The 26,492-nt window shown below is 69.7% G+C and carries 29 protein-coding genes; 16 read left to right on the top strand and 13 right to left on the bottom strand.

Features of this window, described 5'->3' with window-relative positions; translation table 11 throughout:
- Positions 1-7: 7 nt before the first annotated feature.
- The 3 genes from ACFYQQ_RS20665 to ACFYQQ_RS20655 all read left to right on the top strand — a co-directional run bounded on the left by ACFYQQ_RS20665 (position 8) and on the right by ACFYQQ_RS20655 (position 3,391).
- Positions 8-760, top strand: coding sequence for an amino acid ABC transporter ATP-binding protein (locus ACFYQQ_RS20665; protein WP_388904988.1), 753 nt, complete (start codon positions 8-10; stop codon positions 758-760).
- Positions 757-1,977 carry a M20 family metallopeptidase gene (locus tag ACFYQQ_RS20660; RefSeq protein ID WP_388904930.1) on the top strand — a complete coding sequence of 407 codons (1,221 nt, stop codon included), beginning with the start codon at positions 757-759 and terminating at the stop codon, positions 1,975-1,977. The genes ACFYQQ_RS20665 and ACFYQQ_RS20660 overlap by 4 nt, the downstream gene beginning before the upstream one ends.
- 124 nt (positions 1,978-2,101) lie before the next feature.
- Positions 2,102-3,391 carry a cyanophycinase gene (locus ACFYQQ_RS20655; RefSeq protein ID WP_356240924.1) on the top strand — a complete coding sequence of 430 codons (1,290 nt, stop codon included), beginning with the start codon at positions 2,102-2,104 and terminating at the stop codon, positions 3,389-3,391.
- Positions 3,392-3,498: 107 nt separating this feature from the next.
- Here ACFYQQ_RS20655 and ACFYQQ_RS20650 read toward each other — a convergent pair whose 3' ends face one another.
- Positions 3,499-4,374, bottom strand: a complete 876-nt coding sequence (locus tag ACFYQQ_RS20650; protein ID WP_356175394.1) for a MurR/RpiR family transcriptional regulator — start codon at positions 4,372-4,374, stop codon at positions 3,499-3,501.
- Between the two features lie 344 nt (positions 4,375-4,718).
- Between ACFYQQ_RS20650 and ACFYQQ_RS20645 the strand changes: the two genes are divergently transcribed.
- Positions 4,719-5,951: a SpoIIE family protein phosphatase gene (locus ACFYQQ_RS20645; RefSeq protein ID WP_356175391.1), complete on the top strand. Its 1,233-nt coding sequence runs from the start codon at positions 4,719-4,721 to the stop codon at positions 5,949-5,951.
- A gap of 131 nt (positions 5,952-6,082) precedes the next feature.
- Here ACFYQQ_RS20645 and ACFYQQ_RS20640 read toward each other — a convergent pair whose 3' ends face one another.
- Positions 6,083-6,328 (bottom strand): hypothetical protein, encoded by a 246-nt coding sequence (locus ACFYQQ_RS20640; protein ID WP_356175389.1) that lies wholly within the window; start codon positions 6,326-6,328, stop codon positions 6,083-6,085.
- 193 nt (positions 6,329-6,521) lie between these two features.
- Positions 6,522-6,944 carry a transcriptional regulator gene (locus ACFYQQ_RS20635; protein ID WP_355785248.1) on the bottom strand — a complete coding sequence of 141 codons (423 nt, stop codon included), beginning with the start codon at positions 6,942-6,944 and terminating at the stop codon, positions 6,522-6,524.
- A gap of 360 nt (positions 6,945-7,304) precedes the next feature.
- Between ACFYQQ_RS20635 and ACFYQQ_RS20630 the strand changes: the two genes are divergently transcribed.
- The 4 genes from ACFYQQ_RS20630 to ACFYQQ_RS20615 are packed head-to-tail and all read left to right on the top strand — an operon-like array spanning position 7,305 to position 10,070.
- Entirely contained in the window at positions 7,305-7,895 is a 591-nt protein-coding gene (locus ACFYQQ_RS20630; protein ID WP_356175386.1) for a sigma-70 family RNA polymerase sigma factor, read from the top strand.
- On the top strand, positions 7,892-8,713 hold the full coding sequence (locus ACFYQQ_RS20625; protein ID WP_388904929.1) for a BN159_2729 family protein: 822 nt from the start codon (positions 7,892-7,894) through the stop codon (positions 8,711-8,713). The genes ACFYQQ_RS20630 and ACFYQQ_RS20625 overlap by 4 nt, the downstream gene beginning before the upstream one ends.
- Positions 8,710-9,447: a WhiB family transcriptional regulator gene (locus ACFYQQ_RS20620; RefSeq protein ID WP_388904928.1), complete on the top strand. Its 738-nt coding sequence runs from the start codon at positions 8,710-8,712 to the stop codon at positions 9,445-9,447. The genes ACFYQQ_RS20625 and ACFYQQ_RS20620 overlap by 4 nt, the downstream gene beginning before the upstream one ends.
- On the top strand, positions 9,447-10,070 hold the full coding sequence (locus tag ACFYQQ_RS20615; RefSeq protein WP_388904927.1) for a hypothetical protein: 624 nt from the start codon (positions 9,447-9,449) through the stop codon (positions 10,068-10,070). The genes ACFYQQ_RS20620 and ACFYQQ_RS20615 overlap by 1 nt, the downstream gene beginning before the upstream one ends.
- Before the next feature lie 162 nt (positions 10,071-10,232).
- On the opposite strand, the gene ACFYQQ_RS20610 is transcribed toward ACFYQQ_RS20615, so the two are convergent.
- Together ACFYQQ_RS20610 and ACFYQQ_RS20605 are read right to left on the bottom strand one after the other, a co-directional pair.
- Complete coding sequence (locus tag ACFYQQ_RS20610) at positions 10,233-11,600, bottom strand: HEAT repeat domain-containing protein (protein WP_355793526.1); 1,368 nt, start codon at positions 11,598-11,600, stop codon at positions 10,233-10,235.
- A gap of 146 nt (positions 11,601-11,746) precedes the next feature.
- Positions 11,747-12,076 (bottom strand): WhiB family transcriptional regulator, encoded by a 330-nt coding sequence (locus tag ACFYQQ_RS20605; protein ID WP_355793528.1) that lies wholly within the window; start codon positions 12,074-12,076, stop codon positions 11,747-11,749.
- Positions 12,077-12,651: 575 nt separating this feature from the next.
- On the opposite strand from ACFYQQ_RS20605, the gene ACFYQQ_RS20600 reads away from it, so the two are divergent.
- On the top strand, positions 12,652-13,110 hold the full coding sequence (locus tag ACFYQQ_RS20600; protein WP_355793530.1) for a DUF4383 domain-containing protein: 459 nt from the start codon (positions 12,652-12,654) through the stop codon (positions 13,108-13,110).
- Between the two features lie 163 nt (positions 13,111-13,273).
- Here the strand turns inward: ACFYQQ_RS20600 and ACFYQQ_RS20595 are convergent, their stop codons facing one another.
- Positions 13,274-14,497 (bottom strand): saccharopine dehydrogenase C-terminal domain-containing protein, encoded by a 1,224-nt coding sequence (locus tag ACFYQQ_RS20595; protein ID WP_356170546.1) that lies wholly within the window; start codon positions 14,495-14,497, stop codon positions 13,274-13,276.
- A gap of 131 nt (positions 14,498-14,628) precedes the next feature.
- On the opposite strand from ACFYQQ_RS20595, the gene ACFYQQ_RS20590 reads away from it, so the two are divergent.
- Positions 14,629-15,342 (top strand): TetR/AcrR family transcriptional regulator, encoded by a 714-nt coding sequence (locus tag ACFYQQ_RS20590; protein WP_388904926.1) that lies wholly within the window; start codon positions 14,629-14,631, stop codon positions 15,340-15,342.
- 211 nt (positions 15,343-15,553) lie between these two features.
- On the opposite strand, the gene ACFYQQ_RS20585 is transcribed toward ACFYQQ_RS20590, so the two are convergent.
- Positions 15,554-16,276 carry an SDR family NAD(P)-dependent oxidoreductase gene (locus ACFYQQ_RS20585; protein WP_355789535.1) on the bottom strand — a complete coding sequence of 241 codons (723 nt, stop codon included), beginning with the start codon at positions 16,274-16,276 and terminating at the stop codon, positions 15,554-15,556.
- Positions 16,277-16,640: 364 nt separating this feature from the next.
- Between ACFYQQ_RS20585 and ACFYQQ_RS20580 the strand changes: the two genes are divergently transcribed.
- The 4 genes from ACFYQQ_RS20580 (at position 16,641) to ACFYQQ_RS20565 (ending at position 21,232) form a co-directional block, all read left to right on the top strand.
- Positions 16,641-17,600: a chlorophyllase gene (locus ACFYQQ_RS20580; protein ID WP_355789538.1), complete on the top strand. Its 960-nt coding sequence runs from the start codon at positions 16,641-16,643 to the stop codon at positions 17,598-17,600.
- A gap of 391 nt (positions 17,601-17,991) precedes the next feature.
- Positions 17,992-18,414: a hypothetical protein gene (locus tag ACFYQQ_RS20575; protein ID WP_355789541.1), complete on the top strand. Its 423-nt coding sequence runs from the start codon at positions 17,992-17,994 to the stop codon at positions 18,412-18,414.
- Positions 18,415-18,869: 455 nt separating this feature from the next.
- Positions 18,870-20,474, top strand: coding sequence for a right-handed parallel beta-helix repeat-containing protein (locus ACFYQQ_RS20570; protein ID WP_388904925.1), 1,605 nt, complete (start codon positions 18,870-18,872; stop codon positions 20,472-20,474).
- A 221-nt stretch (positions 20,475-20,695) separates the two neighbouring features.
- Positions 20,696-21,232, top strand: a complete 537-nt coding sequence (locus tag ACFYQQ_RS20565) for a TetR family transcriptional regulator (protein ID WP_355781332.1) — start codon at positions 20,696-20,698, stop codon at positions 21,230-21,232.
- Here ACFYQQ_RS20565 and ACFYQQ_RS20560 read toward each other — a convergent pair.
- Complete coding sequence (locus ACFYQQ_RS20560; protein WP_355781335.1) at positions 21,150-21,473, bottom strand: helix-turn-helix transcriptional regulator; 324 nt, start codon at positions 21,471-21,473, stop codon at positions 21,150-21,152. The genes ACFYQQ_RS20565 and ACFYQQ_RS20560 overlap by 83 nt on opposite strands.
- A gap of 12 nt (positions 21,474-21,485) precedes the next feature.
- Complete coding sequence (locus ACFYQQ_RS20555) at positions 21,486-22,010, bottom strand: cupin domain-containing protein (protein ID WP_355781338.1); 525 nt, start codon at positions 22,008-22,010, stop codon at positions 21,486-21,488.
- Between ACFYQQ_RS20555 and ACFYQQ_RS20550 the strand changes: the two genes are divergently transcribed.
- Positions 21,997-22,755 carry an SDR family NAD(P)-dependent oxidoreductase gene (locus ACFYQQ_RS20550; RefSeq protein WP_355781340.1) on the top strand — a complete coding sequence of 253 codons (759 nt, stop codon included), beginning with the start codon at positions 21,997-21,999 and terminating at the stop codon, positions 22,753-22,755. The two genes, ACFYQQ_RS20555 and ACFYQQ_RS20550, sit on opposite strands and share 14 nt — an antisense overlap.
- Before the next feature lie 27 nt (positions 22,756-22,782).
- Here the strand turns inward: ACFYQQ_RS20550 and ACFYQQ_RS20545 are convergent, their stop codons facing one another.
- Positions 22,783-23,544, bottom strand: a complete 762-nt coding sequence (locus ACFYQQ_RS20545; protein ID WP_355781342.1) for an SDR family NAD(P)-dependent oxidoreductase — start codon at positions 23,542-23,544, stop codon at positions 22,783-22,785.
- 130 nt (positions 23,545-23,674) lie between these two features.
- On the opposite strand from ACFYQQ_RS20545, the gene ACFYQQ_RS20540 reads away from it, so the two are divergent.
- Entirely contained in the window at positions 23,675-24,319 is a 645-nt protein-coding gene (locus ACFYQQ_RS20540; protein ID WP_355781345.1) for a CGNR zinc finger domain-containing protein, read from the top strand.
- Between the two features lie 207 nt (positions 24,320-24,526).
- On the opposite strand, the gene ACFYQQ_RS20535 is transcribed toward ACFYQQ_RS20540, so the two are convergent.
- The 3 genes from ACFYQQ_RS20535 to ACFYQQ_RS20525 all read right to left on the bottom strand — a co-directional run bounded on the left by ACFYQQ_RS20535 (position 24,527) and on the right by ACFYQQ_RS20525 (position 26,454).
- Entirely contained in the window at positions 24,527-25,594 is a 1,068-nt protein-coding gene (locus ACFYQQ_RS20535; RefSeq protein ID WP_355781347.1) for an aldehyde reductase, read from the bottom strand.
- Between the two features lie 5 nt (positions 25,595-25,599).
- Positions 25,600-26,013 carry a MerR family transcriptional regulator gene (locus ACFYQQ_RS20530; RefSeq protein WP_355781350.1) on the bottom strand — a complete coding sequence of 138 codons (414 nt, stop codon included), beginning with the start codon at positions 26,011-26,013 and terminating at the stop codon, positions 25,600-25,602.
- A 147-nt stretch (positions 26,014-26,160) separates the two neighbouring features.
- Positions 26,161-26,454: a hypothetical protein gene (locus ACFYQQ_RS20525; RefSeq protein WP_355781353.1), complete on the bottom strand. Its 294-nt coding sequence runs from the start codon at positions 26,452-26,454 to the stop codon at positions 26,161-26,163.
- Between the last annotated feature and the right edge of the window lie 38 nt (positions 26,455-26,492).

Below are 26,492 nucleotides of genomic sequence, written 5' to 3'. Positions count from 1 at the left end.
CGCGGCCATGGTTCGGGCGGAGGGAGTGCGCAAGCGCTTCGGGCGGCTCGAAGTGCTCAAGGGCATAGATCTGACCGTCGAGCGCGGACAGGTGTGCTGTCTGCTGGGCCCGTCAGGGTCCGGCAAGTCCACGTTCCTGCGGTGCATCAACCACCTGGAGAAGGTCGACGGCGGCAAACTCACCGTCGACGGTGACCTCGTGGGCTACCGCCAGGAAGGCATGCGACTGCACGAACTGCGCGAACGGGAGGTGGCGCAGCGCCGCCGTGACATCGGAATGGTCTTCCAGCGCTTCAACCTGTTCCCCCATCTGACGGCGCTGCAGAACATCACCGAGGCCCCCGTCAAGGTCGGCGCCGTACCCAGAGGTGAGGCGCGCGAGCTGGCGCGGCAACTGCTCGCGCAGGTCGGCCTGGAGGACCGCGGACACCATTACCCTGCCGAGTTGTCCGGAGGCCAGCAGCAGCGGGTCGCCATCGCACGCGCTCTCGCCATGAGGCCCAAGCTGATGCTCTTCGACGAGCCGACGTCCGCCCTGGACCCGGAGCTGGTCGGCGACGTCCTGGACGTCATGCGCGGCCTGGCCGCCGACGGTATGACCATGGTGGTGGTCACCCATGAGATCGGGTTCGCCCGAGAGGTCGGTGACACAGCCGTCTTCATGGACCAGGGCGTGGTGGTCGAGGCCGGTGACCCCCGACGGGTTCTCGTCGAGCCGGAGCAGGAACGCACCCGCGCCTTCCTGTCCAAGGTCCTGTGAACGCGGCGACACGTCAGCAGGAACTCACCGCGGACCTGCTCGACCTGGCCTGCTCTCACAGCTCCCGCTATCTGGCGGATCTCCGGGAGCTCGTCTCCATCGATTCGGGGTCCTACGATCCCGAGGGCGTCAACCGGGTGGCCGACTGGGTGCAGGAGCGACTGCAGCGGATCGGTTTCTCCGTCGAGCGCGTGCGCTGTGCCGCAGTCGGTGCGGCTCAGGCCGGCGACGCTCTCGTCGCCCGCAGGAAGGGCACGCTCCCGGCACAGGAAGGCGGTCGCAGAATCCTCCTCGCCGGCCACATGGACACGGTCTTCGACCGGGGAACCGCCCTGGCCCGGCCGTTCACCTTGCAGGGATCCATCGCCCACGGCCCCGGAGTGAGTGACGACAAAGGCGGTCTCCTGGCGGGACTGACGGCGCTCGAGATCCTCGGTGAGGCCGGATGGACGGCCTACGACGAACTGGTCCTCATCGCCACCCCCGACGAGGAGATCGGCTCCCCCGCCAGCCGCCCGCTCATCGAACGCACGGCCCGCGGCATGCACTACGGATTGGGCCTGGAATGCGCCCGCGAGAACGGCGACGTCGTCATCGGCCGCAAGGGCGTGGCCGACTTCCACATCACCGTCACGGGCCGGGCCGCCCACGCCGGGATCGAACCCGAACGAGGCGCCAACGCCGGCCTCGCGGCCGCCCACCTGATCGTCGAGCTCCAGGCGCTCAACGGCCGATGGGACGACGTCACCGTCAACGTGGGCACCATCAGAGCCGGTGAGCGCCCCAACATCGTCTGCGCCGAAGCCGAATTGCGGGTGGAGGTGCGGGCGACCACCACCGCCGACGTCCGCCGAGTCAAGCGGGCGATCCAGGAAGCCGCCGACCGGCCGGCGGTCGCCGGAACCAGCATCACCGTCGAGCAACTCGACCTGTGCCCGCCCATGGAGGCGACCAGCGCCTCCCGTCACATGCTCGACCTGGCGCGGCACGCCGCGCAGGCCGTGGGGGTGAGGCTGGAGGCGACCATCACCGGAGGAGTGGGAGACGCCAACCTCATCGCCGGAACGGGCGTGCCGACGCTGGACGGGCTCGGCCCCGTCGGCGGCGCGGACCACACCCCGCAGGAGTGGCTCGACATCACGAGCGTCCCGCAGCGCATCACGGTGCTGGCCGCCCTCGTGGCAGCGCTCGGCCACGTCGCCGCACCCTCCCTGTAGCTCGACGCCACCGCCCTGCGGCGCGACGACCGGCACCACCCTGGTGCCCGTCCACGGCCGCAACCCGAACCCGCCCACGAGGGGCGGCCGGCACCTGCCCATCCGACCAGACCGGAGAGCTCCCATGCCTGTACAACACCGCCTCACCCGTCGCGCCGCGCTGGCCGGCAGCCTGGCCCTTGCCCTCCTCGCCACGGCCCCCACAGCGCAAGCCGCCGCAGCCGGCGACACCACCCACGACGGATCCCTGGTCCTCGTCGGCGGCGGCTTGAAGGAGGACAACGCCGAGGTGTACGGCGAGATCATCGACCGCGCGGGCGGCGCAGGCGCACGCATCGGCGTCATCACCGCCGCCTCCGTGCCGGAGAGCCAGGACCCCGATGCCGCGGACCCCGAACGTTGCAGCAACTCCGCCTGCAACGGCGCGTACTACGCGGACCTGTTCGAGAAGCACGGCGCTGCCGAAGCCCAGTGGATTCCCATCGATCTCGACCATGTGGCCAACGCGGACTCCGACGCCGTCGTCGCCCAGGTCGACTCCATGACGGGCTTCTTCTTCGGCGGCGGCGACCAGTACCGCTACATCCAGACGCTGCTTCGCGGCCACGGACAGAAGGACTCGAAGGTCCTGGCCGCCATACGCGCGAAGCTGGCTCACGGCGCCGTCGTCGCCGGCTCCTCCGCCGGCGCGCAGATCGCCTCCGGCCCCGACATGGTCAGCGGAGGCGAATCGTACGAAGGCCTGCGCGACGGCAGCGACCCCGGCTACTTCGACGACCCCACGCACCTCGGCTACATCCCCCGGGGCGGCTTCGGGTTCCTGCGCTCGGCCCTCGTCGAGACCCACACCGGAGCCTATGGACGCGAGGGCCGCGCCTACCGCCTGGCGGCCGACACCGGACACGACCGCGTCTACGCGCTGGAGGAGAACACCGCTCTCGTCGTCGACCATGCCGGCAGCGGGCGCGAGCGGTTCACCGTTCTGGGCCCCAACGGTGCGGCCGTTCTCGATCTACGCCGCGCCCGCGCCGAGGCCTCGCCGTCCGGATGGTCCCTGCGGGGCGCCCGCTACAGCTACCTCACCGACGGCGACCGGTACGACGCACACACGTGGAAGGTCCAGCCCGCCCCGGACAAGTACCGCCTGACGCCCACCAGCAGCGATCCCCTCGTCGCGAACGCGGACGTCTTCCACTCGGCCGCCAATCCCGAGGGAGCCGCCTACTCCTTCCGCACCACCGCCCGTTCACTGGCCCAGTCCCGCGCGCATGACACCGCGACCGCCACCACCTACGAGTCCGGCCCGCGGTTCGGGGTCACCATGGCCAAATCCGCCGGCTTCGCCGCCTGGAGCAGCGACGGCACCAGCGCAGACACCCTCGTCGATCTGCATATCACCATCGCCCCGCGCTGACGGCGCCCCGGCAACCAGGGCACTTCGAGCGAGCAGGGCGCCGCGTTCCCACAGCAACGCGGCGCCCTGTCGCCATGCCGCATGGCGGCAGGCCGCCCGCGGTCACCTCACAGGAGCCCGGCCCGGCGGGCGATGTCCTCGCCGTCCTTCATCCGCTGGTGCGCGTCCGTGCCGAGCCGGTCGAGGACTGCCGAGATCAGCGTCTCGATGAGCGCGAGCGTGGGGGTCAGGCTGTCGTACGGGGAACCGGAGGCGACCTGACTGATGAGCACGACATCGGCGTGCGCCGACGCGGGCGAGAGCCACGGGTCCGTGAAGACGACGACCTTTCCTCCCCGTTCGCGTGCGAGTTCGGCGATGACGGTCATGTCCTCCTCGTAACGCCGGTAGTCGAAGATGACCGTGACATCGCGGCGCGCCAGCTGGGTGAGGAAGGACGTCCTCTCGACATCCCTGTCCGGCAGAAAGGACACCTGGTCGCGCACCTGCATCAGATGCAGCCCGAGATACTGCGCCAGCAGGTGGGTGAAGCGCCCGCCGGCCAGATGAACCCGACGGCGAGGATCCCCCAGCAGCTGCGCCGCCGTATCGAACTCGTGCGCGGACACCTCATGGAAGGTCTGGGACAGCGCCTGCTGGAGCAGGGCCAGCCGCGGCTCCAGCCGCGCCTCGCCGGCAACGGCCTCGCCCGGCTCCTCGTCGGACACCGGGTCCGAGGACTCGTAGAGGGTGATGGGAGACGCGTTGCGGGCGTCCAGCTCTTCACGCAGCGCCGCCTGCAGGTCCGGAAAGCCCCGGTAGCCGAGGCGAGAGGCACAGCGGAGGACGGTGGGCGTCGACACCGCGGCGCGCTCGGCGATGGTCGCCACGGTCTCGAAGACGGCTGCGGGATACCCGGCGAGCAGCACCCGGGCGACTTTGCGCTCTGCCGGGCTCAGGTCACCCAGTCGGCTGCGGATCTCGTCGGCCAGCGTGCCAGTCATCGTGCGGGTCCTCCCCAGATGCGTCAGGTCAAAGCATCCCCGGTGCCCCCGAGCAGCGTGTCAGCTCACACGCGACAGTACAACAGGGCAGATGCCGGTACTCAATGTACTGTCCGTTACGGGTCGCGGATCAGTTCGGGAACGAGGTGTCCCGCGCGCTCGCAGGACCACGGCGGAACCCTGGATCCCCACACGCGACAGCCCCGCGCCGGACCATGGGAGCGAACACGGGTGCCTCGCCATGGGGCTGCTCAGGTGACAGTCGTGGCGGAGCCCCGGCTCCGCCCGCGTTCGCTCCTATCGTGAGGCAGCACAGGGACGATCAGCACAGAGGCGGGCAGCACATGAGCAAACCGCGCATCGACTACGCGGCGGTGTTCCACGCCCTCCCCGGCATGGTGGCGCTGCTGACTCCCGACCTGGTGTACGCCGACGCCAATGAGGACTTCCTCCGGCTGGCCGGGCGCACCCGCGAGCAGCTGGTCGGCCGGTACATCTTCGACGTCTTCCCCGAGAACCCCAATGACCCGGCCGCCGCCGGCATGCGCGAGACGCAGGCGTCGATGCTCCGAGTGGTGGCCACCGGTGAGCGCGACACCATGGCGCTGCTGCGCTACGACATCGAGGACCGCGAGCGCCCCGGCCGATGGGTGGAGCACTTCTGGAGCCCGGTCAACGCCCCCGTGCTCGGCCCGGACGGGAACGTGGTGCTGATCGTGCACCGCGTGGAGGAGGTCACCGAACTCATCCGCGCCCGCGGCGGCACGGGCACCGACAGCAGCCGCGCCCGCGTACTGGAGGCCGAGCTCTACACCCGCGCCCGTGAACTGCAGGAGGTCAACGAGCGCCTGCGCCGGGCCCACGCCCGCGATCGAGAGGTCGCCCTGGCCCTCCAGGCGGCCATGCTTCCCGCGCCCACCCCGATCGGACACCACCGCGCAGCCGTGCGCTACCGGCCCGCCGTGGGCACCTTGAACGTGTGCGGTGACTGGTACGACCTCGTGGACCTCCCCGGCGACCGCATCGCGGTCGCCGTCGGCGACGTGGTCGGGCACGGCCTGCGCGCAGCCTGCGTCATGGGGCAGCTGCGCAGTGCGCTCAGCGCCGCCGCCCGGGTCGCGGACGGTCCGGCTCGGGCGCTGGAGGCTCTGGGGTTGTACGCCCGTTACGTCGAGGGCGCGGAGTCGAGCACGGCGGTGAAGACCTACATCGACTGGGCCACCCACACCATCACGTACAGCAGCGCGGGGCATCCCCCGCCCGCCCTGCTCCACTCCGACGGCATGGTGACCTTCCTCGACCAGGCGACCGATCCCCCTCTGGGCGCGCGCCCGGAACACGTGCCACGTCCGCAGGCCAGTACTTCCTTCACAGAGGGCGCCACCTTGGTCCTCTACACCGACGGCCTGATCGAGCGGCGCCTCGAGGACATCGACGTCGGTCTCGCCCGCCTTGCCGACTCCCTCGTCCGCCACGGCCGATCGGACCCCGAAGTCCTGGCGGACGCCCTCCTGGACGACCTTCTGCCACCCGAGGGCAACAACGACGACACGGCGCTGGTGATCATCCGGCTGTGAGCCCGGCCGCACGCAGGTACGTCGCGGGCTGCCGCCTAACGATCGGGGTGGCCGCGACGGGGAGGACGGTCGGACGTTGGCACTGCACCACGGCCTCACGAACGTTCCGTGCAGGCCGGACTGTCGGCGTGTCAGCCCGCTTCCGCCGCGACCACGCACGAGGTCAGTTCACGTGGAAGCTCGACGCGCATCCCGCAGAAGCAGTGCAGCACCGGGCCGCGGGACGCAGGGGCTCCCAGGTCGATCGTCAGGATGTCGCGTACTTCTTTGAGCGCATCGCCCACTCGGGCCCCTCTGGCGACACGGATGCTCACCTCGTCGGGATCCCACAGTGCGATGGCCGGCAGATCGTCCACCATGAAAATGTGAATGCACACGACGTATCTCCCCAGGGATGCACAACATCACGATGCAATCCGCTCCGGGAGGTCAGCGGCTGACTGATGGTACCGATGACACTCGCGAATGTGGGGCGCTTCGTCATATTCGTCCGTCGCAGCAAAGGCGCCGCCCTCGTCCCCAGGTCGGCTCCTTTCGAGACAGCGGGGGCCGCCTGGAGTGCCGCGGGCCTCAGGTGATGCGGCTGACCTGGAGCATCATCTCGGCGTCCCTGAGCAGCGCGCGCTGACGTGCCTCAGGCAATTGCCGGTAGAGCATCAGCAGTCGGGCCTCGCGTTCGTCCGCACTGGGGCCGGGCACCGGACGTCCGGCCGCCTCGAAGAACTCCCTCGGCGTCGTCCGCACGCCCCACTCCCGGAACACGTCGACCATGGCCCGCAGTTTCTCCGGGGCGATACGGGAAGTGCCGCGCGTCCGGTTCATCCACGCGTTCAGGGTCGGATAGGAGATACCGGCCGCGGACGCCAGGTCCTTCTGGGTCCTCCCCGGGACCTGCGCCAGAAGACGTTCGAGCAGAGCCGCCAGGTCCTCGTCCCGATGTGGACGGTCATGGCCGGCTTCGGTGTCCCGTGAGGCGCGCTGCGGGTTCGTCACGCACAGAGGATCTGCCACAGGATCTACAAGCGCAAGTAGATCGCAGATCAGGGGCGACATCTTCGGGAGTACGCCGGAGTGCGGTAAGGGTAGCCGGACCGCCGCGCACGCCGTGCACCCGCGGTCACGCCCCGCCCAAGTGCTCGCGCCAGGAGCCCTTTTACCCCTGACGCTCCGTGGACGGCTTGACACTATCTGCATCTACACGAAGACTGTGGACCGATTCGACGGCGGACGCACAAACTAGCCGGATGAGTGGGCAGTTGAGCGCTGCCCCGTGAATCTACATCTACATGCGTATCGCAGATGGCGAGGGCGGAGTCCTCGCTTCTCCGCACGACATCGACGGGAGCACCGATCGTGTCCGTACCGCACAACGTCTCCACCCCTCCGGACAGTCCGGAACCCGAGCTGCTGGCCCGGGCCCGCACGGGCGACCGGGAGGCATTCGCCGCTCTGTACGACCAGCACTACCGGCAGGTGTACGGCTACCTGCTCGTCCGCACCCACAACAAACACCTGGCGGAGGACCTGACCCAGGAGGTGTTCACACGCGCCCTGCGTCGCATCGGCTCCTTCACCTGGCAGGGCACGGCATTCGCCGGCTGGCTGGCCACGATCGCGAAGAACCTGTACCTCGACGAACTCACCCTCGGCCGCACCCGGTTGGAGACGGCTGTCGCCGAGTTCCACGAGACGCACTGCACCGGCCCCGGCACGGAGTCCCTCGCACTGCGCGAACTGGAGGCGGTCGAGGCCCACGAAACGCTCCACTCCGTCCTGCACACGCTCAACGCCCATCAACGGCACTGCCTGGAGCTGCGTTTCCTCAGCGAGATGAGCGCCCAGGAGACCGCGCTCGCGATGGGCCGCAGCGTCGGTGCCGTCAAGACGCTGACATACCGTGCGCTGCGCAATCTGCGCGAAGTCACGCAGGCGGTGTCCGCATGAACGGCAACCTTCCCCACGCCGCGGTAGTGATCCGCGCGGTACTGGAATCCGTCCGCTCCGAGCAGGCGACCGTCGCCGCGCACGCCTTGGACCGGGCCCGGCTCCTGGTCGATCCCGAGCGTTCCTTCGGCACAGTGCTTCACCGCACGCCGGAGGGGCACTGGACTCGCGTTCCGCAGCCGGTCACCGACCTGGAACGCCAGGCACTCGCCTGGGACGCCTCCTGTGAGCGCGCCCGCGCGGTGGCGCGCACCATCGAGCGCCACCTCGCGGACCACGCGGGCCCGTACGGGATCCGGGTGGACGGCGACCGCGTGCGGGTCGTGCTGCGTGTCAGCGACAACGCCCAATGGGCGCACTGGCGGGCGTACTTCAGCTTCACGACCGTCCAACGGACCCGTGCGCACGCGGTGACCGCGGAAGGGGAACGCGAAGGCGTCCCGGTGACAGTGGTGGCCCACAGCCCCGCCCCGGCTCCCCCACCCACGAAGCCCTCATCGCCGGCCCGCCCGTTCCGGCTCGGCTCGACCACGTACGACCTGGCCCTCCCGCTGCGCGACATCCACGGGGACGTCTGGTACTTCCACGGTTGCCGCAACCGCGACGGCATGCCGTTGCTGTCCATCGACGGGCGCCCGGAGCGATGCTCCCTCGCCAACGTGGCCGAGCATCTGGGGCCTCTGTCGCCGGTACGCCCCTCCACGCCGGTGCGGATGCCGGCGGCGGTACACGGAGGCAGCGACTCCGACACACCGGCTTCGGTCCCCACCGACCCGCCGTCGGCGCCGGCCGAGAGCCCGGCCGGCCGGTCCCGGTGAACGTCCGACCGTGCGGCCCGACCGACACCGACGCGGGACCGACCGCCGAAGCAGACTCAGGCTCATGGGCAACCGAAGCGGGAGCGACCGCCGGAACCGGCGAAGGCTCACGGGCCTGGGAGTCGAATGCCTCCTGCCGACACCAGGACGCGGACCTGTTCTTCTCCCGCGCCACCAAACGGGTCGCCATGGCCATCTGCGCGGCATGTCCCGTCCTCAAGGCCTGCCGGGACGCGGTCCTGCGGCGAGAGAAGGGACTTCCGCGGTGCCGTCGCAGCGGTGTCGTCGCGGGCCTGACCGGACCGCAGCGCTATGCCTTGGAGGACCGCCCGGGCCGACCGGACCGGTCGGATCGGCCGGATGGGCCGGATGGGCCGGATCGAACGGATCGAACGGATCGAACGCATCGACCGGATCGGCCTCAGACCCGGCTGCCCAAGCCGTCAACGCCTGCTTCCGCCGACCCCTCGGCGGCTCGCGACCAGGTACGCCCGACGGCCAGGGGGCCCCTGCCCTGCGGGACCCGTGCGGCCTACCAGCGGCACCTGCGACGACGCGAACCCGTCGACGACGCCTGCCGCGCCGCCAACGCCCGTAGCGCCGGCCGGTACCGACGGACGGGGTCCACCGCCCCGAACCCCGACGAAGCTCCTCTGCGCGACCACGGAGGGGCCGGCCCGCCCGGTGCCGACGTCATGGAGCCATCCCCCGCTCACCCTCACAGGAGTAGCTGATGCCACCATTTCCGAGGTTCTCCCTTGCCGCGGATCCCGCCCCCGAGAACGTGCGGTCCAGCAGACCCCGAACCACTCGTCCCCTCGGCCGGACGGCCGCCGCCCTCCTGTTCGCCCTGTCCCCGCGCGGTCGCGGGACCCGCCGCAGACCCGCCGACGCCGACCGCCCCCGCACCGACCCCAGGCACCGCCTCGCACGGGACCTGGACAACTGCCGCCAGGAGCGGGACCGCTGGCGACGGCACGCCGACTCCTACGAACAGGAACTCACCCTGGTCTCCCAGGAGCGCACCCATCTGCTGGCCTGGCTCGCGGCACTGCACCCCTCGACCGCCGTCATCACTCCGGCCACCCGGTCCCAGGCCCATGGCACATACCTGTTGTGGCTCGTGGCCGGGGGACGCCAACTGTCCTGGCAGCTCTCGCTCACCGACTTGTCACTGTTCACGCACGTCCCCTACTCGGAGTGGACCGCGGACACCTCACCGGATGACACCCACTCCCCCTGGGACCAGGCCACCCACATCCGCAGGCACACCCACCTGCTGACCTTCGAGGCCTCGCTGCTCAGCATCCCCGGTCCCGCCGAAGGCCGGCCACACGAAGAACCCGGCCCCAACTGAGCGCACCCTCCCAGACTCCGGTCGGCAGGCTCGGGAGGCACGTCGACCGGGCCCCGCGTCCCCCTGCCAGCACCCAGCAGGGGGACGCGCCTGGCCGGGCTTACTCACCGCACAGGCGGTCGCGGGGTACAGCTTCCTGTCACATACGTGGGCAACATGCGTTCATGGACTGGTCGCGTCATCCGGCCGGTTGCGCCACCTGTAGCGCCAGTGCTCGGACACCCTGTGGTCGTCTCTCAAATCTGGGCGGAGCGGGCCGACCCGTTCGTATGCCTCCTCGGTGCGTGGGTCGTCGCGGAGGGCGAGGGCGTAGGCGGCTTCCAGGCGGAGGGCCTGGTCCTCCTCGTCCAGCAGAGCGGCCAGTGCTTCCGTCACCGGGGCCGCCCGGTCGTGGGACGTGGAGAGGGACGCGGCTGCGGCAGCCCGGACGTCCGGGTGGGGATCCCGGAGCAGGGTGAGCAACCTGTCGCGGATCACGGGGACCAGATCACGGGGTGACCCGAAGGACTGCGCGACCGCGGTCCTCACTCCTGGGTCGCGATCCCCCGCGAGGGCGAGCAAGGTGGTCAACACCTGCTCATTTCCGAGGACCTGACGGAGGTTCAGGCAATACGGCACCTCGCTACGCACCCGCGGTTCCTCGTGGCCGGCGTACCGGAGGCCGACGGCTTCCTTCCCAGGGTGGTCCTTGCCCGTGTAGACGTCGAGGACCCTCGCGAGTACGTGGCCGTCGGGCTCGTCGAGAGCCCAAGCCGCCAGGAGATCGGCGTCCTGCTCGGTGTCCTGCCGCTGGTGAATGTTGGCCAGGTAGTCCCGGTTCCACAGGACACTCGCGAGAAACCGGCGGTGGACCGGGTCGGGGTGGTGACGCAGGTCGGCCAACGCGGACCAGGCCTCCGGGCTGCGGCGGTATGCCAGGACGTAGCCGGCGGTGGACCAGTTGACATGCGTCTCGTCCGGATGAGGGACGGCCCGCGCCACCACCTCCGCCACCGACGGCTGGACGCCGAACGCCCGCTCCAGCGAGGTGAGGACGGCAGCGTGGCCGGCCCTGACGGTGAGGCCGCCGAGCGAAACCTCCTCCACGTAGGTGTGCCCGTCGTCCGTGATCACGCGCTGGACGGCCTGCCCCGTAGCGCCCGTGCGGCGGCGCAGCTCCTCCGTCGCCCCCGTCTCGAACCAGTGCCGTGCGAGGTCGAGGAGGCGCTGACGGGTGCTCTCGGCGATGCGCAGTCGGGGGTCCTTGCCGAGAACGGCCTCGACCATCACCGGGGAGCCGTGGTCGACTGCCCGTAGGAGCGGTGTGGTGCCGTCCGGCAGCTCGTGGTCGGAATCGGCTCCGGCCTCCACCAGTGCTTCGGCGATCTCGTGGTCGAACCCGGCCACGGCGGCGCAGAGCAGCGGGAGGCCGTCAGGGCCCAAGATGTCCGGATCGGCCCCGTCCGCGAGACAGGCCTGCACCGCGCTGAGGTCCTTCGCGGTCACCGCCATCACCAGCCGGGCGTCCACGTCACGACGTGCTGCTGTCACATGCCCCCCATCGAGTCCTGAAGGACCACGGTACGCGCATGACCCGATCGGTGAATTTCATTTTCCGGATGCGTCAGGCGGACGTCGGCCGCCCCCCAGCGCTCGACGGCACGGGCGTTGACGGTGTCCGGCACGAGGCAAGTCGTTCAGGCGGTTCGTTTCTCCTCGCCCGCGTGAACGGGAAGCGGCCGGGCCGCCCTCTCCTGCTCGGTGCGGGCGGTCTCCAGCAGCAGACGCCATGAGGTGACCGTCGGGCGCCGCCTCAGCAGGCTCCGGCGTTCACGCTCGGTCATGCCGCCCCAAACGCCGTGCTCGATACGGTTGTCGAGGGCGTGAGCAAGGCATTCCGTACGGACCAGACATCCGCTGCAGAGGACTTTCGCACGGTTCTGGGCCGCGCCTTCGACGAAAAGTTCATCGGGGTCGGCGGTGCGGCACTTCGCCCGTGTTTCCCACTCGCGCTCGACCCTGCTCATTCGGCGCCGCCTCCCTGTACAAGTCCTGTCCCTCCGCCTCGTGGAGGGCTCTGCGCAGACCATATGCCCAGCTCTGGCAGAACATGACTTCCTCAGGAGTTGCAACTCTTACGGGGGACGGCCCCGTTGACAACGCGGTCGGGCACACTTCGCAGGTGGGACGTTCCTTTCACGGTGCCCGCAGGGCAATTGAACCCACCGCACCGAGCTCTGACAGGCCTCGAACTGTCCTCGCTCCAGCGGGTCTCTGGGCGCGGTCAAGCGTTTCTCCACCATGGCGCGACGCCGAGGCTGGTCGTTTCGGACACCGTGTCAGGCACCGCCGATCCCCCGTCACGTCCCGTCCGGTCAGAACAGGCCAAAACCCGGGCGATGCCCCGCCCTCCGCACCGCGCCGGAGACGCCCCCGGCGGGTGAATACGCGCCATCCACCGCGCCCTGCGACACCCGGCGGCCAGGGGCCTCCGATTTCACCGGCGCCGCGGGTTCATTGTTCGGGCCGATAGGGGTACTGGCCGTGTCACGCGCATCCAGCGGCCACCCACGGCCCGGCGCGATACGAAGAGGGCAGGCTCATGACCACGCACGCACACCCGACGGCTTCCCCCCGCACGCAGGTACAGAAGGCCGCGCAGTTCGTCGGCGCCGTCTTCCTCCTCGTCGGCGTCCTGGGCTTCATCCCCGGCATCACCACGAACTACGACAGCATGGAGTTCGCCGCCCACCACTCCGGCGCCGAACTACTGGGCATCTTCCAGGTATCGGTCCTGCACAACCTGGTCCACCTGCTCTTCGGGATCGCCGGCCTGGCCCTCGCACGTTCCGTCGGCACCGCCCGCAACTACCTCGTCGTCGGCGGCGCCGTCTACCTCGTGCTGTGGCTGTACGGCCTGCTCATCGACCACAGCAGTGACGCCAACTTCGTCCCGGTCAACACCGCCGACAACTGGCTGCACTTCTTCCTGGGCATCGGCATGATCGCCCTCGGGTTCTTCCTGACCCGCGGCGCCGGCGCCACCCGCACCCGTCGGTGACCAGCCGGACGTCAAGCCCGGTGAGCAGCGGGCATCCGACGTCCGTACCCGTGAACGGCGGTGGGGGGGGGGGGGGGGGGGGCCCGCCCCCCCCCCCCCCCCCACCGCCGTTCACTGACGTCGCGGACCTCCGCACGCGTCGCCGTCACACTGGACCCTCGGCTCACGCCTCGTCGCGCATGCCCCAGGGCGAGCCGTAGTCGGTGAGCAGGTCGAGGAACGGCCGCGGGGGCAGAGCTTCGGGGCCGAGAATGCCCGCGCCGGACCAGGCGCCGGTGGCGATCAGTTCGAGGGCGACGACCGGGTTGACGGCCGTCTGCCAGACGACGGCTTGAGAGCCGTACTCACGCATGGACCACTGGTTGTCGACGACGTGGTAGAGGTACACCTCGCGCCGTTCGCCGTCCTTCGTGCCGGTGACCCAGGTCCCGGCGCAGGTCTTGCCCGTCATCCGGTCCCCGAGGGTGGCGGGATCGGGCAGGCACGCGGCGACCACGTCACGCGGCGAGACGCGCACCGGCCCGTCCTCGCCGGGCACGGTGACCTTGTCGGTCGAGTCCAGGCCCAGCTCGTGCAGGGTCTTGAGCCGGGCGATGAAGTCGTCCCCGAGGCCGTACTTGAAGGTGACGCGGCGCGCGTCCACCCAGCGCGGGATGAGCAGCACCTCCTCGTGCTCCACGTTCACGCACTCGACGGGCCCGATCCCCTCGGGGAACTCGAAGACCTCCGGCTCGCTGAAGGGCGCGGTGGTGAACCAGCCGCGCTCCTTCTCGTAGATCACCGGCGGGTTCAGACACTCCTCGATGGTCGTCCAGATACTGAAGGACGGTGCGAACTCGTACCCCTCGACGGCCAGGTTCGCACCGTCACGGACGCCGATCTCCTCGATCTCGTCGAACAGTTCGTCCGCCGCGTACCGGGCGAAGACGTCGGACAGGCCGGGCTCGACCCCCATGCCCACCAGAGCGATACGCCCCGATGCCTCCCAGGGGTCGGCCAGGTCGAACTGCGCGTCGCCGAGTTTCACGCCGCACTCCTCGTACGGCCGCGAGGCGTGCGGAGCGGACAGCGACATCGCCATGTCCATGTAGTGCGCGCCTTCGGCCAGAGCCGCCCGGAACAGGGGCATCACGAAGCGCGGGTCGGTGGCGTTCAGAAGGACGTCGCACCGGTGCTCGCGCAGCGCGTGCCGCACAGCCGTCTCGTCGGAGGCGTCCAGGCGCAGGGCGCTGAACCGGTTCTCCCCCTCCGGCAGCGCGTCGACCGCCGCCTGCGCGCGGGAGGGGTCGTAGTCGGCCACGACCATGTGGGTCAGGAACTCCCTGCGCGCCACGATCCGGGTGACGGCTCCGCCGACACCGCCCGCGCCGACCAGAAGCACTCTCATGACAGAGACCTTTCGTGCGGGAGGCTGCTGCCTCCGGGGTGCCCCGATGCAACAGCACCCCGAGTTGTAAGGTCAACCGTGTTGGCGTAAGGGCCACGCCGGTGACGGCCGGGTGACGGAGAGGGCGGAACATGCCGAAGAAGGTGGTGCCCGAGGAGGCGCGGCGCAGGCGCAGGCCCACGCGGCAGGGCGCGGTGCTCTCCGAGGCCCTGATCGTGCAGACCTCGCTGCGTCTGCTGCGCGAGCACGGGCACGGCGGACTGACCGCCCGGCGGCTGGGCACCGCGCTGGGTGCGGACCCGAGCACCCTGTACCGCTACTTCGCCGGGATGGACGATCTTGCGAGAGCCATTGGCAACGAACTGATGGGCCGGGCCCTGGACGGATGGTCGGCGGTCGGTGACTGGCGGGCCGACCTGCGCTCCCTCGGCCGGGCCCTGCACTCCTCCTACCTCGCCCACCCGCAGGCGGCGGTCCTCACCGCCAGCCGGGTGAGCGGGCGCCCGCGCGAGATCGCGGTGGACGAGGCGATCCTCGGTCTGCTGCGGGGCGCGGGCCTGCCGGATGCCTCCGCGGTCCGCTTCTACCACGCGTTCATCGACCTGGCGCTGGCCTTCGCCGCGCTGGACGCGGGGTCGCTCGCGCTTCCCGCGGAGGCCCGCAGCACCGATGAGCACATGTGGGGGTCGATCTACGCCCGCCTGCCGGCCGCCTCACATCCGAACATCGCCGCGACCGCGGACCTCCTCGCGGCCCGTATGCCGCACAGCGCCTACCCGGTGGTCCTGGAGACCCTGCTGGACGGCATCGCCGCGGAACTGGAGACCGTACGGCCAGGCGAGTGATCGGGCGCGCCCGGTGTGCCTCTCGGTGCGCGCGTGGCGGTCACCGCTGATACCGCCTCGCCCCTGCCGGTACGTCGTCGAAGCGAGCGCAGACACTCAGGTCAACGCCGTGCCAGGGGGACCCAGTTGATGCCGGACGCCTCAGCGGCACCGTCCGCGCGCGACAACGACTTGCGCAGCAGGGAAGCCCGGCTCATGGGTTGCGCACTGCTCAGAGAGCCGTGCCCGTCTCCTCGGCCAGCGTCCGCAGGAGGCGGTCCTGGAACGCCTCGTCGTGGACGGCGTGGTGAGGCTGCGTCAGCTCTTGGTGATACCAGTACCCGCCGGTCGTCAGGGCCTGCGGGTCGTCGCTGACGGCAAGCCATTCCTGCGTCCGGTGACCGAGCTCCAGGTCGTCCGGAGCTCCCGGGCCGCCCATCTTCGTCGGCACCCAGCCCGGGTCCACCGCGTTGCTCAGCACACCCGGCCGCAGACGGGCCACCGCTGCGGCCAGCGTCGTGACGTACAGCTTGCTGTCGGCGTACGAGCCCGCGCTCGCCCCCAGCCAGTCCACTCCGTCGAGCACAGGCCGCCCGCTGAAGTGCGAGCCGCTGCTCAGGTACACCAGCCGGCGCGGTCCCTCCAGCAGAGCCGTGAGGAGGTAGGGGGCGATGACGTTGACGGGCATGACCGGACGTCCGCTCCACACCCCGGCGTTGTGGATGACCGCGTCCAGCGGATCGGCGCCGTTCAGCTCCGCGGCGATGCGCCGTACCGCATCGCGATCGGTGAAGTCGCCGACAACGATCCGGGCGCGGCCGATCAGTCCCCCGAGGTCCGCGGCGCGCTCCTCGTTCCGGGCGTGGACGACCACGTCGTGCCCCTGCGCCAGAAGTGTCGTGGCCGCCGCAAGGCCGAGACCGTCGGCGGAACCGGTCACCAGGATCCGGCTCATCACGTTTCCTCTCTTCTGCATGGGCTGCGACGAGCGGCCCAGCGGTGGTGTCTCGGTCAGGACCGTGCGAGCGGCTCGCCCGCTGGAAGAGCGGAGAGTGCCGTGACTCGGCGCGCGGCCGTCGGCCGGAATTCGGCCATCCGCCTACCGCACCCGCCCGTCGACCGCCGAGTCAGCATTGTCCACCTTCGGACCTCCTTCTTCATCACTTGACAAAGCGGAACGTCGTTCCGGATAGTAAGTGGAGCGATGTTCCGTTTCATGTCGACCGAGTCGGGTCGATCGAGGCGGACGCGCTTGCCCATCCGCCTGTCGTGATCCAGCTGGGCCGACAGCGCTGCACCCCGGTGAAGGGAACCCCGCCATGAACGCGACCACGCACACCTCCGCCTTCGACTCGCCCGCCCCCGTGCTGTCGTACAGCCCGGTGATCCTGTCCGTACCCGGCCGACCCGTGGACCTCCAGGTCCGCGTCTCCGCACCCACGACCGGCACCGGCTTGCCCGTCATCCTTCTCTCCCACGGCCACGGCGGTTCCAACAACCTGTCGTCGCTGAACGGGTACGCCCCTCTCGCCAACCTCTGGGCGGCAGCCGGGTTCGTCGTCGTCCAGCCCACCCATCTCAGCTCCCGGACCCTGAGCCACCGCCTCACCGACACTCCTGGAGCCCCGTTCTTCTGGCGCTCACGCGCCGAGGACATGAGCCACATCGTCGACCGGCTCGACGAGATCGAGGCCGCCGTGCCGCAGTTGGCCGGGCGCGTCGACCACGAGAAGATCGCTGTCGCCGGGCACTCGCTCGGCGGGCACACCGCCGCCCTCTTGCTGGGTGCCCGGACCACCGACCCCGACACCGGGGACGAGGTGGACCAGCGCGAGCCCCGGATCAAGGCCGGAGTACTGCTCGCCGCGCCCGGAAGGGGCGGCGACATCCTCAAGGGACCGATGGCGGAGCACGTGCCGTTCTTCGACGGCACCGACTTTTCGACCATGACGACACCCGCCCTGGTCGTGGCCGGCGACGAGGACGACTCCCGGCACTTCACCGACATCGGCCCCGAGTGGCATGCCGACCCCTACCGCCTCGCCCCGGCGCCCAAGACCCTGCTCACGTTGTTCGGCGCCGAGCACCTGCTGGGCGGCGTCTCCGGGTACGACGCCGCCGAGACCACCGACGAGAACCCCGAGCGGGTCGCCACTCTGGCACATCTCACCTCGGCCTACCTGCGTACCCTGTTCGAGCCCGGTGACGATGCCTGGCAGGCCGCGTGCCAGGAGCTGACGACCGGGTCCGACCCGGCAGGACGAGTGGAATCCAAGTAGTGGGATGGGGTACTACAGGGTTCTCGGGCACAGGAGTTGACGTTCCGGGACGCCAAGGCCGGGTCCATCCCGCCCCGATCCAGGACCCGGCCCCGGGTCTCCTGCTCCCGGCCTCCCGCAACGGCCTTCCCACCCTCCTCGCGGCACATCTCGACCACAGGCGCGGAGGCGGGCCAACGGCCTGGCCCGCCCGGCCTCCCAGAGCGCCGACAACCCACCGCGACAACTCCGTTCGGCGCTCCGATGATGCGGGTATGCCAGCTGTCGCGCGCATGTCGTGCCCGCGTATCCGGGGTTGATCGAGGGGGCGTCAGTGCGAGACAGGGCGGCTGAATTGGGGCTCGGTGGCATCCGCGGCGACCACGCGGTCATCAACCCGACGATGGGCGCCATGTTCCAGGTGCTGCGGGGATTCCTGCTGTGTGTCTGGATCGCCCTGATCGTCACCACCATCGTCAACCCGTCCGCGGTGGACGGCAATGCCGCCGTTGCGACGGTGGTGGTGGCCGCGGTGTACGCGCTGAAGTTCGCTTGGCGGCTGCTGACCGCCCGACTCGGTGTGAACAGGTGCTACCTGTGCGCGGAAGGCGTGGCGGTCACGGGCCGTTTCGGGCGCGTCCGCGACTCCGTGACGTGGAACGAGGTCACCGGGGTGCAGCAGACGACGGTGGTGGGTCTCCTGATTGGCGCCCACCGCATCGAGATTTTCAGGAACCGCTTTTCGGCGCCACTCTGGCTGGTGGCGCCGGGAGCGAAGTCCGCCCTCGTGCAGGCGCTCCTCTACGAGGGCAGGCGCAGCGGCGCCCTTCGGTGAGATCCACACCGTGAGCTGACGGTCTGTCAAAACGTTGACAACTCGTCCGGGGTTGCATCCGAATCAGGACTCTGCCAACGTCACTCACGCAACTCGCCCCCCACGAAGCGAACTTGGGGGTGACACCGGGATTCGGAAGCCGTCGAGGACATGCGGCTGCCGACTCCGTCGCCCGTAACCGGCCTCCTGGCCGGACGCCGGCGATCGCATGAACCTCGCTCCGCCGAGCACGCTGCGCCCGGCGGGCGCGCAGATCAGGGATCGCCACGCCCGTGCCGGACCGAGCAACACCCGGCCGGCGCCGCTTCCTTGAAGCCGTGAACGCGCGACGCGGTGTTTCCAACCCCTTGATCACTCGTGAGGTCTCGCGCGAACGAACCGTGCCCTCGTCGACCCCACCGGGGACGGAGTGGGCGGGATGCGTCCGTGTGAGCATCCTCGAAGAAAAGGCAGCAATGAAACGCACAGGCGTATACGCAGTGTCAGCACTACTCGCCGGATCGGCGCTACCCCTCGGCCTGGCCGGGTCTCCTGCGGCGCAAGCCGCCTCCCGGACGTACTACGTAAGCCCGAGCGGCTCCGACGGGAACACCGGAACGTCCCCGGCCAAGCCCTTCCGCACCCTCCAGAAGGCCGCGGACAACACGGCACCCGGAGACACCGTCTCCGTCATGAACGGCACCTACACCCAGCGCCCGGGCGGCTCCGACGTCCTGGTGATCTCCCGTTCGGGCCGCTCCGGAGCGCCCATCACCTTCCAGGCGCACCCCGGACACCACCCGGTCATCCATCCCGTGACCGCCTGGAACGGCATCCGGGTCAACGGCGCCTCACACATCGCCATCCGCGGACTGGAGGTCAAGGGAAACAACGCGAACATCTCCCTCGCGGAAGCCGAACGCGGCGCCAGCACCAAGCACGGCAAGTACAACACCAACTGCGTGTCGGTGGAGAAGAACAGATCGACGGGCTCGCGCCCGCACCACATCGAGATCGCGGGCAACACAGTCCACGACTGCGCGGGAGGCGGAATCAGCGCAGGCGACGCCGACTACGTGACGATCGACCGCAACCACGTCTACTCCAACTCGTGGTACACCGTGTTCGCCACCAGCGGCATCTCGATCCTCGCCGCGCGTGACGTCGACCGGGGCGACTCCGGCACCTACAAGATCCGCATCACCGACAACGTCGTCCATGACAACGAGACGAAGGTGAAGTGGGAGCACTGCAAGTGCTACTCGGACGGTAACGGCATCATCGTCGACACCCTCAAGGACAAGGCGAAGGCCGGAGCCACCGGTCCCGACTACCAGGGCCGGGTACTGGTCGCCAACAACGTGTCCTACGACAACGGCGGCTCGGGCATCCACTCGTACAAGAGCCAGCACGTGGACATCCTGAACAACACGGCCTACCAGAACGGCCGCAGCACCCGGATGGACAGCTACGCCAACATCTACGCGCACAACAGCACGGACGTCAGAATCCTCAACAACGTCGCCTACGGCCGTGCCGGCCAGGCGACGAACTCCAAGTACAAGAACGTCGACGTCACCTACGACTACAACGTCTACTACGGCGGTCGGGCCCCCGAGGTGAAGGGGCCGCACGACATCGTCGCCGATCCTCGATTCGTCAAGCCCGGAACCGATGCCGGAGCCGACTTCAGGCTCCGCGAGGGCTCCCCCGCCATCGCCTCGGGCAAGGCGGTTCCCGCCGTCACCACCGACATCACCGGAGCCCGCCGGTCTGGCGTCCCCGATCGTGGGGCGTACGCGAGTGACGCGGTGGCCGATACCTCGCCTACGGCGGCGGCGACCCAGGACGACGTCTCCTCGCCGCAGCCCAGCACCCCGGTCGGCGGGCCCTCCGAAGGCCAGGAGCCGCGCCGCTCGGACGAGTCCGCAGGCGGCGAGGGCAATGACGCCCGACCCGCCACCGCCGGTGAGGGACTGGCTCAGACCGGAGGCGGCCTGGTGCTGCCGCTCGGCATCGCCGCGTTGACGCTGATGTTGGGTGGGGCGCTCATCCTCCTGATCCGGCGCAGGCGCGCCTGACACCTGGCACGACCCTGAGCCCCGCTACCCGGGCACCCCGTGCCCCCCTTCCGCCCGGGTAGCGGACCTCCCTAAGCACCCCTGCCGGTGCGCTCACGGCCGAAGTACCCTGTCAGACTTACGTCATGGCGGCTCACACGGACAGGACCGATTCCCCTGACGCCACGACAGCGGTACCCGATCCGCCTCGCGTCGCCTGGCGCAAAGACATGAGGCGCCGCGTGCTCGACGCCGCACGCGACCTGACGTGCAGCTCCGGCTGGGACCAGGTGAGCCTGTCGGCCGTCGCCGGCGCAGCCGAAGTGTCCCGCCCTTCCGTGTACAAGGAGTTCGGCAATCGGGCCGGCCTGGGACGAGCACTGGTGGTCAGGGAGACTCAGGAGTTCCTGGCACAAGTCGCCCAGGCCCTGTACCCCGGGGAAACGGACACTCGCGCCTCCCTCAGGTCGGCTGTCCACTTCGTCCTGACCGAGGCCCAGTCCAACCCGCTCGTCAACGCCGTCGTGGTAGCTGCTCGGGAGGGATCCGACAGCCTGCTCCCCTACCTGACGGCACGTGCGGACCCGATCTTCGACGCGGCCCAGGGCCTCTTGCGTGAGTGGTTCGGTGAACGCTTCCCCGAAACGGACACAGATGTCGTCGCCGTGGCGGCGGACATAACCGTGCGGATGACCATCAGCCACCTGATTCTTCCCGAGGCCGACCCCGGGACGACGGCAGACCGTCTGTCCCAGGCTGTCCTGAAAGTCTTGCGCTAGCCCCATCGCGGTAGGTCCGGGGTGACATTCCCGTCACCCTTTTGAATGCGGCACTCAGAGCACTCTCGGAGCCGTAGCCGACCCTGCGGGCGATCGTGGCCAGCGTCTCGGTCCCCTCGCGCAGGCGTGCCGACGCCAGTTCGATGCGCCATCCGGTGAGGTAGTCGAGCGGCCCCTGGCCGACTTCCGCCTTGAACCGTGCCGCGAGGGTGGAACGCGAGACCGCGCTCTCGCTCGCCAACTCGGCTACCGTCTACGGGCGTTCGGGAGAGCCGTGCATCAAGGTCAACGCCCTGGCGACCACCGGGTCCGCCAGACCGGCCGGCCACCCCGACACCGCGGGAAGGTTCCGGGCGAGGTGCAGGCGCAGCACGTGGATGAGCATGACGACGGCGAGATGTTCGGCCACGAGGGTCGAAGCCATGGGCCGGTGCCGAAGTTCCTGGTCGATCTGGGACAGCGCCCACTGCAGAGTGTCCGCCTCGCCCGACCCGGCAGGGACGTGGATGACGGGAGGAAGCGCGTCCAGCAGCAACGCGCGCGCTCGGTCACCGAATGAGAAGCCTCCCCCGATGAGCAGAACGTCGTCACCTTCTCCCGTACGTGCGACGCCGTTGTCGGCCGAGGCGAAGATCGGCCCCGCGGCCACCGGACGCACGTCCGCGTGGCTGGCGAGCGTGAACTCCAGCGGGCGCGTCAGCAGGTAGCAGTCTCCCGCGACGAGAGAGATCGGTTCGTCGAGCCCCGCCACGTTCAGGAGACACGTGCCGCGCCGCACGGCGTCGAATTTGACACCGTCCGGCGCCGCCGAAGCGGTCGACCTGGCCGACCTCTCGTCCGTGGCCGCCTTCGCGCGTGCATGGCAAGGGCCGCTGGACGTCCTGGTGGCCAATGCCGGCATCATGGCGATCCCGGACCGGCAAGTCACCGCCGAGGGCTGGGAATTGCAGCTGGCCACCAACTACCTCGGCCACTTCGCCCTCGCCGTCGGACTGCACGGCCACCTGCGAGCGACCGGCAACGCTCGTATCGTCGTCGTGAGTTCCGGCGCCCACCGGAACGCGCCGCTCGACTTCGACGACCCGCAGTTCGTCCAACGCCCCTACGATCGCTGGGCGGCGTACGGGCAGTCGAAGACCGCCGACGTCCTGTTCGCCGTGGGTGCCCGCCGGTGGGCGACCGACGGCATCACCGCCAACGCGCTCAACCCCGGCTGGATCAGCACCAACCTTCAACGTCACCTCGACGACGCCACGATGCGGGCTCTCGGGGCGATCGACGAGGACGGCAACATCATCGAGCAGCCGGACTACAAGACGGCCGCACAGGGCGCCGCGACCTCCGTGCTGCTGGCCGCCTCTCCTCTGGTGGAGGGCGTCACCGGGCGCTACTTCGAGGACAACCAGGAGGCGGCGGCCGTGCTGCCCGACCAGGCGGACCGCGTCGGCGGCGTCGCGCCCCACGCCCTCGACCCGCACGCCGCGGACCGCCTCTGGGAGTACGCCACCCGCACCATCCACTGAGCGGGGAGCGAACCGTTATGAGTGGATCTACCACTGACTGCCGTCGGGGCGGATGAGCAGTTCGCTCATGACGACACGTGCGGGACGGGTCACGACGTAGGTGATGGCGTCGGCGATGTCTTCCGCATGCAGGAGGGTGGCATCGGCGAAGGCGTCCTTGCCGGCCTCCAGGATTTCCGGACGGATGTGCGTGAACAGTTCGGTGGCGACGGGGCCGGGTTCGATCAGGGACACGCGGACGTGGCGGCCGGTCACCTCTTGGCGCAGCGCTTCGGTGAAGGCACCGACGCCGTGCTTGGTCAGGCTGTAGACGGCGGAGCCTGCTATGGGAACGCGGCCGGCCAGGGAGCTGATGTTCACGATGTCGGCGGTTCCCCGGGTGCCCTCAGCCGCGACGAGCAGGTGTGGCAGTGCGGCGTGGGTGGCGTACAGCAGGCCCCGCACGTTCAGTGCGATCATCCGGTCCCACTCCTCGACGGGGGCGCTCTCGGCGGGGCCGAGCAGCATGATTCCGGCGTTGTTGACGAGAGTGTCCAGGCCGCCGAAGGCTGCGACGGTCTGCTCGACCATGGCGGTGGCCTGGGCCCGGTCGGTGACGTCGGTCTGGATCGCGAGGGCGGTGCCGCCGTCGGCCTCGATGCGCGCGACGAGTTCGTCGAGACGGCCCTTGCGCCGAGCGGCCAACGCCACATTTGCGCCCCGGGCGGCGAGTGACAGGGCGGTGGCGGCGCCGATGCCGCCACTCGCTCCGGTGACGAGCGCGGTCGTGCCGGTGAGTGAGGAGCCCATGGCTGTCCCCTTTTGGTGATCGGTGCGGGATGACCTCCGAATGATGACACCACCGTAACGCTTACGGCAATGTCGCGCGACAGCACCCAAGGCGCGACGGTGGCGTCATACGTGGGCTAAGCTGACAGGCGTGAACAGTGACGAGATCGCCCAGAGCACCCGACGCCTCAAGTTGGAAGCGGCTCCCGGGGGGCTGTGCGTCGTACAGGACTTGCTGAATTCCGCGAGCATGCCGGCGGCCTCGATCCCTGACCTCCTGTCCGACGAGACCTCGGCGCGGGACTGGCTCGCCGCGTCGTTGCGGACGTGGCAGGAGCAGACCGGCCGGACCGCGCCTCACATCACGATCGGCGGCGACGACCCGGCCGCGCTCCGCGATCTCCGCGGCCTCGTGCGTCGCTGGTTCACCGAAGACGTCGATGGCGTCGACGAACAGGCGCCGCGCCCGATGGAAGCCGCCATCGCATACCGCGACGGCCGCCTGACCTACGAGCCCAGAGGCGACGGCGCCGCCGCCGTCGCGTCACTGGTCCACCTCGAGGCGCTGCTCGCCTCCCACACCGGCACACTTAGTCGCCTCAAGACGTGCAGGAACCCGGACTGCGGGGCGGCTTTCTACGACCGGTCGCGCAACGGCACCCGCGTCTGGCACGACATGAAGACCTGCGGCAACGCCCTGAATCTGCGCGCTTCTCGCGCCCGCCGACGACACTCCCCGGAGCCGGAGGTCCACCCGTCCCCGCAGACCGGTGAGGCCGTCGAAGTCTCTCCCTGACAGCGGTTTCCGAACGGCTTTTTCGTACGAGTACGGCTGTTTCGTACGAGCGCCTGAAGGGTGCTCGGTGTCCGCGCTGGAGACGACGGACCGCTGCGCCCGCTATGGGCCGTGCTCGTCGCCCGCGGTGGCATCGTCGGCGAACCTGCCGTCGGCGGCGTCGCGGGCTGCGGAGTTCCGCGCCGCCGTGTCTCCGCGGGAGGCGGATCAACCGCCGTCGGGCAGGGTCAGTCCCAGCCTCAGCTGACTGTCCGCGGTCGCAATGATGGTCTCGGTGATGTCCCGGGGCTCCCAGCCCAGCACCGAGCGGGCCTTCTCGTTGCTGATGACGGGGATCCTGCCCTGGAGAGCGGCGGCATCCCGAAGGGCCGGTTCGGTCTTCGCGGCCTCTCGTACCTGCTCGACGGTCAGTTCCACGGAGGGCAGCAGCGCGGCCGCCGAGGGGAGGTGCTCGCAAAGGATCCGCGCCATGTCGAAGAGGCTGACCGCCGGCCCTCCCACGGCGATGAACCGCTCTCCGGCCGCCTTGGGGTGCAGCATGGCGCGCAGGTGGAGGTCGACGACGTCACGCACGTCGACGACACCGAAGTACATGATCGGCACCACCGGCATCTGCCCGGTCAGCATGCGCTTGACCAAGCCGACGGAGGCCGATGGACGGTCGCCCAGCTGTGGTCCGAAGATGCCGGTGGGATTGACGACCACCAGCTCGATGTCCCCGTGCGCTTGTACGTAGTCCCAGGCGGCGCGCTCGGCCAGCACCTTCGACTTGTGGTACGCGGGCAGACCCTCGGTGTCCGGATCCGTCCAGTCGGTCTCCGAGTACTGGTCGTCGGGCTTCAGGGTGTATCCGACCGCGGCGTAGGAGGACGTCATCACCACCCGGGGAATCCCGGCCTCGCGGGCCGCGGAAAGGACGCGCAACGCGCCTTCGCGGGCGGGGAGGACGACCTCTTCCTCCGACTCGGGCGGGGTGAACGGGAAGGGCGACGCGTGGTGGAGCACGTGCCCCACCCCCTTCATGGCCTCCGCCCAGCCCTGATCGGCGCTGAGATCGGCCTCGGCGAACTCCAGTCGGCCCGCCGGGTCGACCCCGGCCTGCCGGAGCACGGCCCGTACCGCTGTCTCCTGTCCGGCTTCCCGGACCGTCGCACGGACGCGGTAGCCCTCGCTCAGCAGCCGCACGATCGAGTGGCTGCCCACGAGTCCTGTGCCGCCCGTGACCAGCACCGTTCCTTGTTCCGACGGCGAGGTGGTGAGGTTGTCTGTACCCAACTTGTTCAGTCCTTCTGCATGAATTGGTCCATGACGCGCATGACGTCCTCGATCGCGCGTCGCTCGGCGTCGGCGTCCCCCCGGACACGGGCGTCCCACAGATCCGCTTTGCGGCGCAGATAGGTCAGCCGCAGTTGCAGCCGCTCGATGTCGGCGGCCAGTTTCTCCGCCTGTGAGGCGAACAGATCGCGCTGCTCGGCCGCCGCCGCATCTCCCTCGGCGAGCAGGTCCAGGTAGCGGCGCATCCCGCTGACCGCCATCCCTGCCGAACGCAGGCAGGACAGTACTTCGACCCGCTCCACGGTCGCCGGTCCGTACCGACGGTGACCGCTGGTCTCGTCCCGGCCGACCGTTCCCAACAGGCCGATCTTCTCGTAGTAGCGCAGCGTGGGCTCGCTGAACCCGGACCTTCGCGCCATCTCTTGGATGGTCAGATCCGCCGCTCGCTCTCTGGTCGCTCCTGCCATGCGAACAGCCTCCGATACTTCAAGCGCTTGAAGTCAAGCTGACCCGTCCACGACTTATGCGCCACCGACAGCACCGACTGCCGGCGGGCGCCGCAAGACTCAGGGCGCGTCGCTGGGAGTGATCCGCCCGACCCATGAATCCGACGTCAGGGGCGACCACACGACGTCGATCTCGACACCATGAAGGGTGAGAATGAGGTCTTCCAGCTGCGTGGAGACCGCTGCCCGCACGTCCTCGGATGCCGACTCGGCAGCCATCGACACCTTGCCGCATCCGCCGCGCGCGTCGTCGGCGCCGAACGTGTAGGGCCAGTCGTTCCGGCCTCTCAGCAGGATGACCTCGCCGGGGATCCCGAAGGCCGGCCGCTTCTTCGTCCTGCGTCGTCTGACCACGGGGCCATTCAACCCGACGACACATCACCCGACGGGAA

The organism is Streptomyces sp. NPDC005496, from assembly GCF_042872045.1.
Lineage (GTDB): Bacteria > Actinomycetota > Actinomycetes > Streptomycetales > Streptomycetaceae > Streptomyces.
The sequence above is the reverse complement of the archived record's forward strand: the minus strand, read 5'-3'. Positions and strand labels throughout refer to the sequence as shown.

Excerpts from the sequence above, each read along its gene's own strand:
- ACFYQQ_RS20650 (WP_356175394.1), bottom strand. The coding sequence starts at position 4,374 with ATGACTGGCACGCTGGCCGACGAGATCCGCAGCCGACTGGGTGACCTG.
- ACFYQQ_RS20530 (WP_355781350.1), bottom strand. The coding sequence starts at position 26,013 with ATGGCGCGAAGGTCCGGGTTCAGCGAGCCCACGCTGCGCTACTACGAG.
- ACFYQQ_RS20570 (WP_388904925.1), top strand. The coding sequence starts at position 18,870 with ATGAAACGCACAGGCGTATACGCAGTGTCAGCACTACTCGCCGGATCG.
- ACFYQQ_RS20655 (WP_356240924.1), top strand. The coding sequence starts at position 2,102 with ATGCCTGTACAACACCGCCTCACCCGTCGCGCCGCGCTGGCCGGCAGC.
- ACFYQQ_RS20645 (WP_356175391.1), top strand. The coding sequence starts at position 4,719 with ATGAGCAAACCGCGCATCGACTACGCGGCGGTGTTCCACGCCCTCCCC.
- ACFYQQ_RS20575 (WP_355789541.1), top strand. The coding sequence starts at position 17,992 with ATGTTCCAGGTGCTGCGGGGATTCCTGCTGTGTGTCTGGATCGCCCTG.
- ACFYQQ_RS20600 (WP_355793530.1), top strand. The coding sequence starts at position 12,652 with ATGACCACGCACGCACACCCGACGGCTTCCCCCCGCACGCAGGTACAG.
- ACFYQQ_RS20615 (WP_388904927.1), top strand. The coding sequence starts at position 9,447 with ATGCCACCATTTCCGAGGTTCTCCCTTGCCGCGGATCCCGCCCCCGAG.
- ACFYQQ_RS20580 (WP_355789538.1), top strand. The coding sequence starts at position 16,641 with ATGAACGCGACCACGCACACCTCCGCCTTCGACTCGCCCGCCCCCGTG.
- ACFYQQ_RS20545 (WP_355781342.1), bottom strand. The coding sequence starts at position 23,544 with ATGGGCTCCTCACTCACCGGCACGACCGCGCTCGTCACCGGAGCGAGT.
- ACFYQQ_RS20665 (WP_388904988.1), top strand. The coding sequence starts at position 8 with ATGGTTCGGGCGGAGGGAGTGCGCAAGCGCTTCGGGCGGCTCGAAGTG.
- ACFYQQ_RS20625 (WP_388904929.1), top strand. The coding sequence starts at position 7,892 with ATGAACGGCAACCTTCCCCACGCCGCGGTAGTGATCCGCGCGGTACTG.
- ACFYQQ_RS20595 (WP_356170546.1), bottom strand. The coding sequence starts at position 14,497 with ATGAGAGTGCTTCTGGTCGGCGCGGGCGGTGTCGGCGGAGCCGTCACC.
- ACFYQQ_RS20585 (WP_355789535.1), bottom strand. The coding sequence starts at position 16,276 with ATGAGCCGGATCCTGGTGACCGGTTCCGCCGACGGTCTCGGCCTTGCG.
- ACFYQQ_RS20590 (WP_388904926.1), top strand. The coding sequence starts at position 14,629 with ATGCCGAAGAAGGTGGTGCCCGAGGAGGCGCGGCGCAGGCGCAGGCCC.
- ACFYQQ_RS20605 (WP_355793528.1), bottom strand. The coding sequence starts at position 12,076 with ATGAGCAGGGTCGAGCGCGAGTGGGAAACACGGGCGAAGTGCCGCACC.